The organism is Pseudomonas sp. B10, assembly GCF_900156235.1.
GTDB classification, from domain to species: domain Bacteria; phylum Pseudomonadota; class Gammaproteobacteria; order Pseudomonadales; family Pseudomonadaceae; genus Aquipseudomonas; species Aquipseudomonas siliginis.
Genome location: NZ_LT707063.1, coordinates 4079232 through 4094929, shown reverse-complemented (window position 1 = coordinate 4094929; position 15698 = coordinate 4079232). Strand labels below are relative to the sequence as shown.

Annotated in this window: 13 protein-coding genes and 1 riboswitch; of the genes, 2 read left to right on the top strand and 11 right to left on the bottom strand. The window is 61.5% G+C overall.

From position 1 onward, the window contains the following. The first annotated feature begins 61 nt into the window (after positions 1 to 61). Positions 62 to 1573 carry an AhpA/YtjB family protein gene (locus BXA01_RS18550; protein ID WP_076565360.1) on the top strand — a complete coding sequence of 504 codons (1512 nt, stop codon included), beginning with the start codon at positions 62 to 64 and terminating at the stop codon, positions 1571 to 1573. Between the two features lie 231 nt (positions 1574 to 1804). On the opposite strand, the gene BXA01_RS18545 is transcribed toward BXA01_RS18550, so the two are convergent. The 9 genes from BXA01_RS18545 to BXA01_RS18505 all read right to left on the bottom strand — a co-directional run bounded on the left by BXA01_RS18545 (position 1805) and on the right by BXA01_RS18505 (position 11171). Further along, positions 1805 to 2515, bottom strand: a complete 711-nt coding sequence (locus BXA01_RS18545) for a PqiC family protein (RefSeq protein WP_024011350.1) — start codon at positions 2513 to 2515, stop codon at positions 1805 to 1807. A 185-nt stretch (positions 2516 to 2700) separates the two neighbouring features. Continuing rightward, entirely contained in the window at positions 2701 to 4965 is a 2265-nt protein-coding gene (gene parC / locus BXA01_RS18540) for a DNA topoisomerase IV subunit A (RefSeq protein ID WP_024011349.1), read from the bottom strand. A 7-nt stretch (positions 4966 to 4972) separates the two neighbouring features. Continuing rightward, positions 4973 to 5497, bottom strand: a complete 525-nt coding sequence (locus BXA01_RS18535; RefSeq protein WP_076565358.1) for a retropepsin-like aspartic protease family protein — start codon at positions 5495 to 5497, stop codon at positions 4973 to 4975. Next, a complete protein-coding gene (locus BXA01_RS18530; protein ID WP_076565355.1) occupies positions 5494 to 6483 on the bottom strand; it encodes an esterase-like activity of phytase family protein in 990 nt (329 codons plus the stop codon). The genes BXA01_RS18535 and BXA01_RS18530 overlap by 4 nt, the downstream gene beginning before the upstream one ends. Continuing rightward, complete coding sequence (gene parE, locus BXA01_RS18525; protein WP_024011346.1) at positions 6483 to 8390, bottom strand: DNA topoisomerase IV subunit B; 1908 nt, start codon at positions 8388 to 8390, stop codon at positions 6483 to 6485. The genes BXA01_RS18530 and parE overlap by 1 nt, the downstream gene beginning before the upstream one ends. 41 nt (positions 8391 to 8431) lie before the next feature. Then, the gene (locus BXA01_RS18520) at positions 8432 to 9040 is read right to left on the bottom strand and encodes a YqiA/YcfP family alpha/beta fold hydrolase (RefSeq protein WP_076565352.1); all 609 of its coding nucleotides are present in this window, start codon (positions 9038 to 9040) and stop codon (positions 8432 to 8434) included. Between the two features lie 157 nt (positions 9041 to 9197). Next, the gene (gene cpdA, locus BXA01_RS18515; protein ID WP_076565349.1) at positions 9198 to 10013 is read right to left on the bottom strand and encodes a 3',5'-cyclic-AMP phosphodiesterase; all 816 of its coding nucleotides are present in this window, start codon (positions 10011 to 10013) and stop codon (positions 9198 to 9200) included. 97 nt (positions 10014 to 10110) lie between these two features. Continuing rightward, a complete protein-coding gene (locus BXA01_RS18510) occupies positions 10111 to 10563 on the bottom strand; it encodes a DUF1249 domain-containing protein (protein ID WP_016771972.1) in 453 nt (150 codons plus the stop codon). After that, positions 10554 to 11171, bottom strand: a complete 618-nt coding sequence (locus BXA01_RS18505; protein ID WP_024011344.1) for an NUDIX domain-containing protein — start codon at positions 11169 to 11171, stop codon at positions 10554 to 10556. Before BXA01_RS18505 ends, BXA01_RS18510 begins: the two co-directional genes overlap by 10 nt. A gap of 226 nt (positions 11172 to 11397) precedes the next feature. Here BXA01_RS18505 and BXA01_RS18500 point away from each other — a divergent pair, with 226 nt between their 5' ends. Then, positions 11398 to 12144 (top strand): RsiV family protein, encoded by a 747-nt coding sequence (locus BXA01_RS18500; RefSeq protein ID WP_016771974.1) that lies wholly within the window; start codon positions 11398 to 11400, stop codon positions 12142 to 12144. Here the strand turns inward: BXA01_RS18500 and cytX are convergent. Together cytX and thiC are read right to left on the bottom strand one after the other, a co-directional pair. Further along, complete coding sequence (cytX, locus tag BXA01_RS18495) at positions 12113 to 13405, bottom strand: putative hydroxymethylpyrimidine transporter CytX (protein ID WP_076565347.1); 1293 nt, start codon at positions 13403 to 13405, stop codon at positions 12113 to 12115. The genes BXA01_RS18500 and cytX overlap by 32 nt on opposite strands. Positions 13406 to 13520: 115 nt before the next feature. Continuing rightward, the gene (thiC, locus tag BXA01_RS18490; protein ID WP_076565344.1) at positions 13521 to 15410 is read right to left on the bottom strand and encodes a phosphomethylpyrimidine synthase ThiC; all 1890 of its coding nucleotides are present in this window, start codon (positions 15408 to 15410) and stop codon (positions 13521 to 13523) included. A 144-nt stretch (positions 15411 to 15554) separates the two neighbouring features. After that, positions 15555 to 15660, bottom strand: a riboswitch (TPP riboswitch). Positions 15661 to 15698 lie beyond the last annotated feature (38 nt).

Sequence of the window (15698 nt, the reverse complement as noted above, 5' to 3'; positions counted from 1 at the left end):
GCCGGTCTGGGGCCTGTCGCTATACTGCGCGTCAACTTCACGGACAAAGAGCCGAGCTCAAGTGAACCGGCCCACGCCAGTCAAAACCGATAACTTCTTCCTGCTGATCTTCCGTGCACTGCGCCATCGCCGTGTACCGATTGCATTGCGCATTGCCAGCCACAACGTGATCCTGGTCGCTCTGGCCCTGGTGATCTATGCCGGGGTGATGGGGCTGCAGTTCAAGCAGGCCATGCACGAGCAGGCCGATGCGCTGGGCGAAAGCCTGACCACGCAGACCGCCACCTCCGCCACCGAGCTGCTGGTGTCCAACGATATCCTCAGCCTCAACGTGCTGCTCAACAACCTGACCAAGAACAAACTGGTCGCCCACGCGGCGATCTACAGTGTGGACAACCGCATCCTCGCCGAGTCCGGTCAGCGTCCCAAGCACAGCCTGCTGGGCGAAGCAGAGGGCATGTACGAGAGCAAGATCACTTTCCAGGACGTGACTGCCGGGCAACTGCGCATCAGCCTGGATATGGATCAGTTCCAGCAGCCAATGACCATCAGCCTGCAAAGCATGGGCATTCTGAGCGCGATTCTGCTGGCACTGTCGCTGGCTCTGAGCCTGCGCATGGGCCGTTATCTGTCGACGCCGTTGCTGCAATTGCGCGTGTGGCTGCGCCGGATCGACGCGCACACCCCGGGCATCGATCGTCAGGATGAAATCGGCGATCTGGCGCGCCAGCTGCACGCCAGCTACGCCCCGGAGCCGGAACCTGAGCCTGAACCCGAGCCGGAATTAGCCGAGGAAGAAGACGAGCCGGAATTCGAAGTGCGTAACCTGCGCGATCCAAGTTTCGACGAAAGCCGCCCGCTGGCCGCGAAGAAACCGGCGCCGCGTCTCTTGGTCAGCACCGTCGAAGACGATGATGACGATGACGCTTTCGCCGACCTGCGCGACGAATCGCTCAACGGCGCCGCCCAACCGCTCACGCGCAAACCGAGCCCTGACGTGCCACAGCACACCGCCGTACTGGCCGTGCAACTGGGTTCGCAGGAACAATTGCGCCGCTTGCCTCGCGCACGTCTGGAAGAATTGCAGGAACGCTATCGCGACTGCCTCGAGCAGGCCGCTTCGCTGTATCAGGGCGAAATCGAAACCCTCAATGATGGCAGCACGCTGTTGCTGTTCCACACCGAAGATTGCGGCGACGACTACCTGACCAATGCCATCTGCTGCGGCGAATTGCTGCGTGCTCTGGGTCATCAGTTGCAGATCGAGGTCGCAGACAGCGGCATCACCCTGCAATTGCAGTTGGGCCTGACCTTGGGCGATGAGTTGTTCGGTCTGAGCCAGATTGATCTGCTGCTGACCGATTCGGCCCAGGATGCACTGGCCTTGTCGCAACACAGCCGCAATCTGCTGCTGGTCGAGCGCAAGATCAGCGATGACACGTTGATCCGCCAGCGTGCGCGGATCCGGCCGATCGCCAGCCCTGAAGGCGCGTGCTGTGTGGAGCGGTTGATGGAGCCGTATCCATCGATGCTGGAGCGGCAACTGGCGCGGATGCATGAGCGTCGGGCGTAAGGCCTAGGCCAGATACGCAAAAGCCCGCAGACGAGTGATTGTCTGCGGGCTTTTTGTTGCCTGCGCTGGCCCCTTCGCGAGCAGGCTCGCTCCCACCAGGTCTGCTCGCCGCCGATCAAATGCGGGAGCGAGCCTGCTCGCGAAGTGGCCAGCGTTGAAGACGAATAATCTCTGCCCCCCAGATACAACAAAGCCCGCACAAGGCGGGCTCTGTTCTGGCTCGTTCCAGCCTCAGAAGCGAAACACTTCCATATCGGTACGAATCGGCGAGGCCATTGGAATCTTCGGCTGCTTCTCGGCATCCGCCGCCGGCGCTGCGGGTTTCGGCGCGGCTTTACGCGGTGCCTCGGCCACGGGCGGCTGGTTGGCCAGTGGCTTGAGCGCCACCGACAACTGCTCGGCCAGACGCTGCAACAGAACCCCTTGTGCCTGCACCTGGGACGCGGTGCTGCCAGCGTGCGTTTCCTGCAGGTGAATGATGCGGTTATCACGCACCTTGCCGCGACGATCGATCAAACGCCACTGCGCATCGAGAATCGCCGGTTGTTTCGCCCCGGAATCCAGACGAGTGATGGTCAGCAAAACCTGCACATCCGGCGTGAACCCGGCGGTAGCAGGCGCCAGCACTACACGCTGGCTGTCCAGGTGACCGGCGACCTGACGCATCAGCAGCTGATCGATATCCGACGAAAGGCTGCCAGCCCAACGACCGTCGGTCGCCGCTTGCAGGCTGCCGTCCGGTTGACGTTGCAGCAGGGTTTCGCGTTGCAGGTAATCGGCTACAACCACCGGCCCCAGCAAAACCGCCATGCCCGCGCTTTGCGCAGGCTGAACCGGACTTCCGCTGTCCAGTTGGTACAGCGACACCGGCTGGTGAACGCTGCAACCCGCCAGGCCAAGAACGCCGGCGAGCAACAAAATAAGGGGGCGTAGAGCAGTCATCATCCCGTCCAGGTGGCCGCCACAAGGCTGACCACAGTGAAAATACTCAATAAATATGAAGAACGCTCGGCCACGCCGGCGCTTGAAAGGCCATATCATCCGTGAATATGCGTTCCGACTCCAGCGCCAAAGCGTCGATCTACGCGTTTAATCGCAGATCGAACGCTCTAGGAAGGCGTTCTCGCCTAATTGAGGTTTTCGACGAGCAGCGCATCGACCCGTTGGAAGCCCCGCGGAAGTTTGTTTCCGCGCCGTCCACGCTCACCTTTGTAGTGCTCGAGGTCGTCGGCTTTCAGCGACAGGGTCCTTTTGCCAGCCTGCAACACCAGGGTGGCGCCTTCCGGCAGGACGGCGATGTCCGTGACATATTCTTCGCGACTGGCCACACGCTCACCGGAAATACCGATGATCTTGTTGCCTTTGCCCTTACCTAATTGTGGCAGATCACTGATTTTGAAGATCAGCAGGCGACCTTCGGTCGTGACCGAGGCCAGCCAGTTCTGCTCACGATCGGCCACAGGGCGCGGTGCGATGACCTTGGCGTTGTTCGGCAGGCTCAACAGGGCTTTGCCGGCCTTGTTCTTCGCTTGCAGGTCTTCACCTTTGACCACGAAGCCGTAACCGGCATCGGAGGCAATCACGTACAGCGCATCGTCTTCGGGCATCAGCACGCATTCGAACGAGGCGCCCGGTGGCGGCGTCAGACGGCCGGTCAACGGTTCGCCCTGACCACGGGCCGACGGCAAGGTATGCGCGGCGACCGAGTAGCTGCGACCGGTGGAATCGATGAACACGGCAAACTGGTTGGAGCGCCCCGCCGCCGAGGTCTTGAAGCCATCGCCGGCCTTGTACGACAAACCGGTAGCGTCGATGTCGTGGCCCTTGGCCGAACGCACCCAGCCTTTTTCCGACAGTACGACGGTGACTTTCTCGTTCGGCAGCAGATCGTGCTCGCTCAGCGCCTTGGCTTCGGCGCGCTCGACGATTGGCGAGCGGCGGTCGTCGCCGTAGGTTTCGGCGTCTTTGAGCAGCTCGGTGCGCACCAGTTTCTTCAGCTTCGCTTCGCTGCCCAGCAGGGCTTGCAGCTTGGCCTGTTCCTTGAGCAGTTCGTCCTGCTCGTCACGCAGCTTCATCTCTTCCAGTCGCGCCAACTGACGCAAGCGGGTGTCGAGGATGTAGTCGGCCTGAATCTCGCTGAGGGCGAAACGCTCGATCAGCTTGGCTTTCGGATGCTCCTCGGTACGGATGATGTGAATCACTTCATCCAGGTTGAGGTAGGCGATCAGCAAACCGTCCAACAGGTGCAGGCGACGTTCGACCTTGTCGAGGCGGAATTGCAGACGGCGACGCACGGTCAGCACGCGGAACTCCAGCCATTCGACCAGCAGCGCACGGAGGTTTTTCAGCTGTGGCTTGCCGTCCAGGCCGATGATGTTGACGTTGACCCGGTAGGTCGACTCCAGCTCGGTGCTGGCGAACAGGTGCTGCATCAGCGCTTCGTGATCGACGCGGCTGTTGACCGGGATGATCACGATGCGGCACGGGTTTTCGTGGTCGGATTCGTCACGCAAATCGGCGATCTGCGGCGCTTTCGACGGTTTGGCCTGCATCAGCGCGGCGATCTGCTCCAGCACCTTGGCGCCGGAGACCTGATGCGGCAGCGCGGTGACGATGATGTCGCCGTCCTCGACGTGGTACACGGCGCGCATACGCACCGAGCCCTTGCCGGTTTCGTACATCTTCAGCAGGTCGGCACGCGGCGTGATGATTTCCGCTTCGGTCGGATAATCCGGGCCTTGAATATGCTCGCAGAGCTGTTCGACCGTGGCTTTCGGCTCATCCAGCAAGCGTACGCAGGCGGTGGCGACTTCGCGCAGGTTGTGCGGCGGTACGTCGGTGGCCATGCCCACGGCGATACCGGTGGTGCCGTTGAGCAGAATGTTTGGCAGGCGCGCCGGCAACACCAGCGGCTCCTGCAGGGTGCCGTCGAAGTTCGGCCCCCAGTCCGCGGTGCCTTGGCCCAGTTCGCTGAGCAGCACTTCGGAATAGCGCGACAGCCGCGCTTCGGTGTAACGCATGGCCGCGAAGGACTTCGGATCGTCCGGCGCACCCCAGTTGCCCTGGCCGTCGACCAGCGTGTAGCGATAGCTGAACGGCTGCGCCATCAGCACCATCGCTTCGTAGCACGCCGAATCGCCGTGGGGGTGGAACTTGCCGAGCACGTCACCGACGGTACGCGCCGATTTCTTGTGCTTGGAATCGGCGTCCAGCCCCAGTTCGCTCATGGCGTAGACGATACGCCGCTGTACCGGCTTCAGGCCGTCGCCGATATGCGGCAAGGCGCGGTCCATGATCACGTACATGGAGTAGTTGAGGTAGGCATTTTCGGTGAAGTCAGCCAGCGAGCGGCGTTCTACACCATCCAGGCTGAGATCAAGGGAGTCGCTCATGCGGGCCTCATCGGTTCGTTGTCTGGCGCAGCAGCATGGTGCCACCGCGCTGGGTAAATTCAAGTTTGTTCAGGGCGCTCATGCCAAGCAGCACCTGGTCGCCATGCAGCCCCGGCGCCACCAGTGCGCGGACATCCCGCAGCACGATGTCGCCCAATTGCAGGCGGGCAATCTTCGTTCGATAGCCCTGGCTCAGGCCGTTGGCCGTGCTCAGGGTCACGCCGAAACCTTCTTGCAGCTTCAAACGCTTGGCCAGATCCGCCGGGATCGCGACATCGGTCGCGCCGGTGTCGAGCATGAACTCCACCGGCTCGCCGTTGATCTGGCCGCTGGCGACAAAATGCCCTTGGGCATTGCTCGCCAGTTTCACTTCGATAAAACCTTCGCCCTGCTCCGACGTGACCACGATGTTCGGATTCTGCTGGCGCTGCTCCCACTGACCGAAAAACCGCGTCGCGAGAAAAAGTGCCGCGCACCAGGCGAGGACCATTAGCACCCGACCGGCACGCTTGCCCGGTGGCCGCTGACTCACGGCCTGGCGCTCCAGCCACCGTCCGGCGCGGCGAAGCGCCAGACCACCGGGCGGACCTCACCGTCGGCACGCGGGCCAAAATTGTTGTCGACCCCGATCCACGCACCTTCAGCATCAATGATCAGCGCTTCTTCCAGTCCGTAGTTCTGCGAGTAACGGCGATTTTCCTGCAACAGTTCGCCGGCATATGACCAGCACTGCTCGACCTTGGCCGTCTGTGCATCGCGACGGCAAATCTCGAAAGCGTTGCGTTCAAGGGTAAAAAGCTTGCCGTTGAACAAGGAAATGTCGGAAAAGTCGCGATGAACCGCTTTCGCCTTGGGAAACTGTGGCGGCTGCATCTCCTTGCCGCCCTCACTGAGCAGCACGCAGCGACCGTCACAATCCCACACCGTCTGCTGGCGCTTGATCAGCAGCAAACCGCGCTTTTGCCGTTCGGCGGCCAGCCATATCTGATCACCGGCCGGGTTGATCGCCAGGCCTTCGAAGATCGAATTGAACTTCAGCAGCAGGCCGCTCGCCCGCGCTTCGCGAACCAGCAGCGGCGAGATTTTCAGCCAGTTCGCCGGGCCACTGACCGGCACCTGCAATACCGCCGCATGGGCCTCACTGACGATGTAGCGATTGCCTACGCTGTCGCAACTGATGCCTTCGAAATCCAGTTCGCCCCCGCGAATGAACGACGCCGCCCAAGTGCGCGAACTCAAACCCCACGGCAAGCCGCTCTCCGGCACGGGCGGCACGTCGATGTGCACGGTTTGCGCCTGCCAGACCGGATCGCGGGTATCGAGCCGATAGATCTGCTCGTCATCGCGATCGGAAACCGTCCACAGCTCATTGCCGCACATGGCCAGACCCGACAGATTACCGCCGCGCATGCCTTCGACCGGGTGTTCGGAAAGCAGCCGCAATTGTTGCAGCGGCTCGGCCGACACGCTCAGCGCACTCAGCAGCAACGCACCCGCCAAGGCCCAGCCAAACTGCATCAGGCCAGCACCTCGGCGAGGTTGCCTTTGGATTCCAGCCAGGATTTTCGGTCGCCGGCGCGTTTTTTCGCCAGCAGCATGTCCATCATTTCCGAGGTTTCGGCGAAGTCTTCGCCCAGCGTCAACTGCACCAGACGCCGAGTGTTCGGGTCCATGGTGGTTTCACGCAGCTGCGGCGGGTTCATTTCGCCCAGACCCTTGAATCGGGTGACCTGTGGCTTGCCGCGTTTCTTCTCGGCGACCAGGCGATCGAGAATACCGTCGCGCTCGGCTTCGTCGAGGGCGTAGTAAATCTCTTTGCCGAGGTCGATACGGTACAGCGGCGGCATCGCCACATAGACGTGACCGGCATCCACCAACGGGCGGAAATGCTGGACGAACAGCGCACACAACAAAGTGGCAATGTGCAGACCGTCGGAGTCGGCGTCGGCGAGGATGCAGATCTTGCCGTAGCGCAGCTGGCTCATGTCCGCCGCGCCCGGATCGACGCCGATGGCCACGGCGATGTTGTGCACTTCCTGGCTGGCGAGCACTTCACTGCCGTCGACTTCCCAGGTGTTGAGGATCTTGCCGCGCAACGGCAGGATCGCCTGGAATTCCTTGTCCCGCGCCTGTTTGGCCGAACCGCCGGCGGAGTCACCCTCGACCAGGAACAGCTCGGAACGCATGGGGTCCTGCCCGGCGCAGTCAGCCAGTTTGCCCGGCAGCGCCGGGCCTTGGGTGACGCGTTTGCGCTCGACTTTCTTGCTCGCCTTGAGGCGACGACCGGCGTTATTGATCGCCAGTTCGGCCAGGGCCAGACCGGTCTCCGGGTTGGCGTTGAGCCACAGGCTGAACGCATCCTTGACCACACCGGAAACGAACGCCGCTGCTTCACGGGAAGACAGACGCTCTTTGGTCTGGCCGGAGAATTGCGGTTCCTGCATCTTCATCGACAAGACGAACGCGATGCGCTCCCAGACGTCTTCCGGCGCCAGCTTCACGCCGCGCGGCAGCAGGCTGCGGAATTCGCAGAATTCGCGCATCGCATCGAGCAGGCCCTGACGCAGACCGTTGACGTGCGTGCCGCCCTGCGCAGTCGGGATCAGGTTGACGTAGCTTTCCTGCACCGCGTCGCCACCTTCCGGCAGCCACAACAGTGCCCAATCGACCGCTTCTTTATTACCGGCGAAAGCGCCGCAGAACGGCTCGTTCGGCAGACGTTCGAATTCGCTGACCGCATCGACCAGATAAGAGCGCAGGCCGTCTTCGTAATGCCACTCGACTTTCTCGCCGGTGCCTTTGTCTTCGAAGCTGACCAGCAAGCCCGGGCACAGCACAGCCTTGGCCTTGAGCACGTGCTTGAGGCGGCTGATGGAGAATTTGGGAGAATCGAAGTATTTCGGGTCCGGTGCGAAGTACACGCTGGTGCCGGTGTTGCGCTTGCCGACGGTGCCGACGATTTCCAGCTCGGAGGCCTTGAAGCCGTCCTTGAAGGTCATCTGGTATTCGTTGCCGTCACGTTTGACCCGTACGCGCACTTCGGTCGACAGCGCGTTGACCACGGAAATACCCACACCGTGCAAGCCGCCGGAGAACTGGTAGTTCTTGTTGGAGAACTTGCCGCCCGCATGCAGCTTGGTGAGGATCAGTTCGACGCCGGACACACCCTCTTCCGGGTGAATGTCGACTGGCATGCCACGGCCGTCGTCGCTGACTTCCAGCGAATGGTCGGCGTGCAGGATGACCTGCACCGACTTGGCGTGGCCGGCCAGGGCTTCGTCGACGCTGTTGTCGATGACTTCCTGGGCGAGGTGGTTCGGCCGACTGGTGTCGGTGTACATGCCGGGGCGTTTGCGCACCGGGTCGAGGCCCGAGAGGACTTCGATGGCGTCGGCGTTATAAGAACTAGCGCTGGGAGTGGCCATAAGGTCTCGTCGTCAGTCATTCATGAAAGAGGGGCAAGACTTCACAGCGTGGTGAAATCGATTGCCTGATACATATCGGCAGCCATGCCGGCAAAACTCAGCAACGCCGGCAATTGCCCGGCAAAGCCCTGGAAACTGTGGTCGCCGCCAGCCTGGATGCGCAAGGCACAGGCGCGGTAATACTGTTGGGCGAGGCGATAATCCAGCGTTTCGTCGCCGGTTTGCAACCAGACCTGATAACGCTGCGGATCCTGCGGTGGCGGCACTTCCAGTTCGGCCAGCGCCGTGACGTGGTCGTGGGTCAGTTCCCAGGTTTCATCGGTGTAGAGGTTCTTCTGCGTGCCCAGATAACCATCGAACATCCGGTGCGGGCTGACCGCCGGGTTGACCAGCAGGGCTTTCAGGCCATGGCGCTCGGCCAGGTGAGTCGCATAGTAGCCGCCGAGCGAACTTCCCACCAGCAACGGCCGGCCCAGCTCGGCGATTGCCTGCTCGAGCTGACCGATGGCTTCACGCGGATGGTGATGCAGCGCCGGCACGCGCAATTGCTCGCTCAATCCCAGCCGCTCCATGACCGCGACCAGCTGACAGGCCTTCTTCGAGGCCGGCGCGCTGTTGAAACCGTGGATATAGAGGATCGAACCGGACATTTGAGCTCCCTGGCTGTCGGCGAAAGATAGCGGAGTTTACAGGGAGTCAGAGCAATCGTGGGTGTTTGTGCGGCCGCCTTCGCGAGCAGCCTCGCTCCCACAGGGAATCGCGTTTCAATGTGGGAGCGAGCCTGCTCGCGAAGAGACCCGTATGGTCTCAGTAACCGTTGGAACCGTAATCAACCTGAAAATCGAATCCAGTCACGCGCTCAACCCCGGTTTCCAAACGCCCATCCGGCAACAACCGCAGCCAGCGATACCCCGGCGCCTGCTCGCCCACTTTGAAATCCGCACTCCCCGGCTCGAACTGGATGCACGTCGAAGGCGAGGCCAACAAGCGCACGCCATTGCGGTCGCGATCGATTTGCTGATGCACATGCCCCCATAACACCGCGCGAACCTGTGGAAAGCGATCCAGCACTTCAAAGAACGCTTCCGGGTTGCGCAGGCCGATCGGCTCCATCCATGCGCAGCCGATCGACACCGGATGATGATGCAGGCACACCAGATGATGACGCTCCGGCGCCTCGCTCAGCGCGCGGGCGAGCAGCTGCAACTGATCATCCTGCAGATAACCCGGCACCGAACCCGGCACCGCCGAATCCAGCATCGTCACCCGCCAATTGCCAATATCGACCACCGATTCGAGCAAGGTGCTTTGCACCGCCGCCTCGGCCATGACCATCGGCTCGTCGTGATTGCCGGGAATCCAGCGCGCCGGGGCATTGATCTGCGCGCTCAGTTGGCGGAATGCCTGATACGACTGCAGCGTGCCGTCCTGGGAAATATCGCCAGTGGCCAGCAGCAGATCGATCTGCGCCTGTTGCGCCAACACCAGGTCGATGACCCTTTGCAGGCTCTCGCGGGTCTTCATGCCCAGCAGCGTGCCGTCCGCCTCGGCGAACAAGTGGCTGTCGGACAACTGCACCAGCAGCGCCGGGTCGGCGCTGGTCAATGTCGATACGCTGGGCAAGGCGCTCTCCCGGGGCTAAGCACGCAATGGATGGGTGCGGCAATTATGCTGGGGGATTACAAAAAGGGGAAACCGCCGAAGCGGACGCAGTTCACAACTAGCGAACGACTTCGTACTCGTGCCCCAACGCCAGACAGTGACTCAGCCATTCGCCCAGAAACACATTGAGCTGGGCCTTTTCATCGGGCTGGTGCATGGCGGCGTTCGGATAAGGATAGATGCCGCGAAAGCGTCGTGCATGTTCGGCGCTGACCACTTCGGCCATGCGCGCGTCGTGATAGACCTGCACTTCCAGTTGCGGCACCGGCAACCACGGCAGGCTGTGCTCCTGGCGCACCTGCAAGGTCGTGGTGTACGGGCAGGTCTGCAGCACTTCGAGGGCGAGCACGCCGAGCATCTGCTCGCCCTGGGTCACAGCGATACGCCGCGCCTCGGGTTCGTTGCGCATGTCCGGCAGCAGTCGCATCAGGCGCGCGTAGTTGGCCTCGCAGGCGGCTTGCAGCCCTACGAGGTCAACCCGATAACGATCGCGCAGCTTGTTTACGACCATAGCCCCCTCACTTCGGCGCGGTTCAGCGCCAGCCACTGCAAGGCGATGATGCTCGCCGCGTTGGCAATGCGTCCGTCACGCACGGCTTGCAAGGCATCTTCAAAGGCCCACACCGTCACGCGAATGTCTTCGGCCTCTTCTTCCAGCCCGTGCAGCCCGCCGACACCGTCGGTGCTGCAACGCCCCAGATACAAATGCACGAATTCGTTGCTGCCACCCGGCGAGGGGAAATACTTGGTCATCGGCCACAACGCCTTGATGTCCAGCCCAGCTTCCTCCTGCGCCTCGCGGTGAGCAACTTCTTCCGGTTGCTCATCCTTGTCGATCAGACCGGCGACCAGTTCGACCAGCCACGGGTTGTCGGCCTTGCCCATGGCGCCGACACGAAACTGCTCGATCAACACCACTTCATCGCGCTGCGGATCGTAAGGCAGGACGCACACGGCATCGTGGCGCACGAAGATTTCACGATTGATCTCGCGGCTCATGCCACCGGCGAACAGCTCATGGCGCAAGTGCACACGGTCAAGCTTGTAAAAGCCCTCGTAGCATTTTTCGCGCCGCACGATATCGACGGCGGTCGGTATGGCGTTGGCAAAGTCAGTCATAATCTTCCTCTTTACTGCACATCCATTACGAGGTGCTGTGTACAACCGGCAACCTCGACTTCGCGCCATCCTAACGCGCCCGCACCGTTTGATGCAGCCCCTTTACCGTCAGCGGGATGGACGGTGAAGCTGAAACACACTCTAATCAGCTTAGTGGCGAACTGACTGCTCCGTTGAGAGTCGAAGCGGTATCTTTTTGCCTTCCCCTGCTTTCGAAAGGACGCCCATGTCGCTTTTCAAAATTGCCTCTGTGGCCGCTATTGCCCTGACTCTGGGCGCTTGTGCCAGCCTGTTCCAGCCCAACTATCGCACGCCGCTGGAAACCACCCGCGACGCCTCGGAACAACTCAAACCCGGCTGTTCCAATCCCGATTGTCCGCTGGTGAACATCGACACCCTGCGCTTCCCGGATGAGCCGGCGCTGGATGGCATCATCGAAAAACGTCTGCTGCAAATGACCCGCACCGAGAAGAACGCGCCGGTAGCGCCAACCCTGGCCGCCTACCGCGAGCAGTTCCTCGCCAGCGCCGGCCCGCGCAACAGCAGCTATCTGCAAGCGAAAGTACGCGAGCAGCATGACGGACTGGTGATCATCGAGCTGTCGAGCTACCTCGATACCGGCGGCGCCCACGGCACTCCGGGTCGCGGTTTCATCAACTATTCGCGCCAGCAGCACAAGGTGCTGAACCTGTCCGACATGTTGCTGCCGGGTCAGGAAGAGGCATTCTGGAAAGCCGCACAAGTGGCGCACAACAGTTGGCTGATCAGTACCAAGCTCGATCAGGAGGCGGAATTCGTCGCGAACTGGCCGTTCGTGAAAACCCCGCACGTGGCGCTGACCTACGGCGGCGTGATCCTCAAGTACGACGTGACCACCATCGCGCCTTATGCGCTGGGCCACGTCGAACTGAAGATCCCTTACCCGCGCCTGAACGGCATTCTCAAGCCTGAGCTGTTTCCCGGCCGTAACTGAAGGCCCGCCCGAGCACTAACTGCAACAGCCCTGCCAGCACCAGCGCCGGCAGGGTTGCGCCGACATCCGGATACAGATTCGCCAGCAAGTGGTAGGTGCTCACACCACCCAGCCACGCCAGCAACGCCGGCCAGCGCAATGCGGCTGAGGCGACCTGAGCACTGCGTTTGCGCAGGATGAAGTGATCCACCAGCACCACGCCGAACAACGGCGCAAACACCGAGCCGATCAGCAACAGGAAATTCTGGTACTGCGCCAACGGCGCCAGCAGTGCGATCAGCGTGCAGATCACGCCGATGGCCAAGGCCAGATGCTCGACTTTCAGACGCAACAGAATCCCGCTCGATACCGCTGCCGAATGTATATCGGCAAAAGCGTTTTCCGACTCGTCGAGCAGAATCAGCAACAGCGGAATGCCCAGACCGGCGCCTGCCAAGGCCAGTAGCAACGCATTGACTTCACCGCTCGGCGCGAACGCCAGGGTGTAGGCCACGCCAAGGCTCATCAGCCAGAAGTTACCGATGAAAAAACCCACAGCCGTGCCACCGAAAACATTCTTTGCGCGTTTGCCGAAACGCGAGTAGTCGGCAATCAGCGGCAGCCACGACAGCGGCATGGCGATGGCAATGTCGAAGCCCACGGCGAACGGCATCGAACCGTCACCGGCGCGCGCCCACAGCGCCGCGAGGTCGGCTTTGGCGAACAGGTTCCAGGTCAGCCACAGGCACGCGGCGAGCAACAGCCAGATGCCCCACTTGCGCAGAATCTGCCGCACGAACGTCAACGGCCCGCTCACCGCGAGCAAGGTCGCCAGCGTGCCGAAAAACAGCGTCCACAGCATCGGATTGGCCCACGGCGAACCTTCGCTGAAGGCGCGGGTGCCGAGCAGGCTGGCGGCGTCGCGCATGACGATGATTTCGAACGAGCCCCAGCCGATCAGTTGCAGCAGATTGAGCAGCGCCGGCAGGCTCGCGCCTTTGCTGCCGAGGCTGAGCTTCAGCGCCGCCATCGACGAAAGGCCGGTGTCGCTGCCGATCACGCCGACGGCGGCCAGCAACAGCACGCCGACCAGCGTGCCGAGGAAGATCACCAGCAAAGAACCGGACAGACCCAGGCCCGGCGCGAGCAATGCGCCGGTCTGTAGAACCATCAGGCCGATGCCGAGGGAGAACCACAGGGAAAACAGATCGCGACCGCCGAAGACACGCTTTTCAGCGGGGACGGCGAGGTCGGGGGAATAAGTGCCGGGTTGAATGCTCAAGGGTGTTATCTCAAAGAGGAGCAGGAAAAAGCTGCAAGCTGCAAGCCGCAAGTTAAAGCGGTACGCGGACTGCTTCTAATCTTGCAGCTTGCAGCTTGCAGCTTGCCGCTTGTGGCTAGACTTTCTTGTACAGCTGACTGCCTTCCTGCCTGAACCGCTCGGCCTGTTCCGCCAGACCTTTGGCGACGTCCACATCGACCGCGTCGATGCGCTGGTTGGCCGCGTATTCACGGACTTCCTGGGTGATTTTCATCGAGCAGAATTTCGGCCCGCACATCGAGCAGAAGTGCGCGACCTTGGCCGAGTCCTTCGGCAGGGTTTCGTCGTGATAGGAGCGTGCGGTGTCCGGGTCCAGGCCGAGGTTGAACTGGTCTTCCCAGCGGAATTCGAAACGCGCCTTGCTCAGCGCGTTATCACGAATCTGCGCGCCCGGGTGTCCCTTGGCCAGGTCCGCTGCGTGCGCGGCGATCTTGTAAGTGATGATCCCGGTCTTCACGTCATCCTTGTTCGGCAGGCCCAAGTGCTCCTTCGGCGTCACGTAGCAGAGCATCGCGCAACCGAACCAGCCGATCATCGCCGCGCCGATACCGGAAGTGATGTGGTCGTAGCCCGGCGCAATGTCGGTAGTCAGCGGGCCGAGGGTGTAGAACGGCGCCTCATCGCAGCATTCGAGCTGCTTGTCCATGTTCTCTTTGATCAACTGCATAGGCACGTGGCCCGGGCCTTCGATCATGCATTGCACGTCATGTTTCCAGGCGATCTTGGTCAGCTCACCGAGGGTTTCCAATTCGCCGAATTGCGCTTCGTCGTTGGCGTCGGCAATCGAGCCCGGACGCAGGCCATCGCCCAGCGAGAAGCTGACGTCGTAGGCCTTCATGATTTCGCAGATTTCGTCGAAGTGGGTGTAGAGGAAGTTCTCTTTGTGGTGCGCCAGGCACCACTTGGCCATGATCGAACCGCCACGGGAGACGATGCCGGTGACGCGTTTGGCGGTCAGCGGCACGTAACGCAGGAGCACGCCGGCGTGAATGGTGAAGTAGTCGACGCCCTGCTCGGCCTGTTCGATCAGGGTGTCGCGGAACAGCTCCCAGGTCAGGTCTTCAGCGACGCCGTTGACCTTCTCCAGCGCCTGATAGATCGGCACGGTACCGATCGGCACCGGCGAGTTACGGATGATCCACTCGCGGGTTTCGTGAATGTGTTTGCCGGTGGACAGGTCCATCACCGTGTCCGAGCCCCAGCGAATGCCCCAGGTCAGTTTCGCCACTTCTTCTTCGATCGAAGAACCCAGGGCGCTGTTGCCGATGTTGCCGTTGATCTTCACCAGGAAGTTACGGCCGATGATCATCGGTTCCAGTTCGACGTGGTTGATGTTGGCGGGAATGATCGCGCGACCGCGAGCGATTTCTTCGCGGACGAATTCAGGGGTGATTTCTTGCGGAATGCTTGCGCCGAAGCTGTGGCCGGCATGTTGCTGCTTGAGCAGGCCGGCTGCGCGGGCCTCTTGCAGCTTCATGTTTTCGCGGATGGCGACGTATTCCATCTCGGCGGTGATGATGCCTTTGCGCGCGTAGTGCATCTGGCTGACGTTGGCCCCGGCCTTGGCGCGGCGCGGGTTGTTGACGTGGGCGAAGCGCAGTTTGGTCAGTTCGGCATCGGCCAGACGCTGCTGGCCGAAGTTCGAGCTCAGGCCCGGCAGGCGCTCGGTATCGCCACGGTCATCGATCCACGCTGAACGCACATCGGCCAGACCTTTGCGCACATCGATGACCACGTTCGGATCGGTGTACGGGCCGGAGGTGTCGTAGACCGTGACCGGCGCATTGATCTCGCCGCCGAAATCGGTCGGGGTTACATCGAGGCTGATTTCGCGCATCGGCACGCGGATGTCCGGGCGCGAGCCCTGAACGTAGATTTTTTGCGAACGGGTGAACGGCTTGACCGATTGCTCGTCGACCTTGGCCGAGTCACTCAGGTTGATCGCGTTTTTTTCTTTTGTTGTCATCACGGGCTCTCCAGACAGCATCCAGCAGTGGATTGTCGGAGCAGAACCTGAAAGGCACGGACGCACCAGGACCGGTGCTGTGCATTCGTCATGGCGTTCGATTGTCGAACAATATCCCGGACGAAGCACAAGAGGACTCGCCGGGTGACGAGAAATCTTGTTCCCTACGCAGGCGCTAACCTGATCAGGTTCAACGGGATCCGAAATTATTCGATCTCAGCCTCATAGCAAGGCACCCCGACAAGAACCCGGCCAGTCTAGACACAACCACCGAGGAACGCCAACACC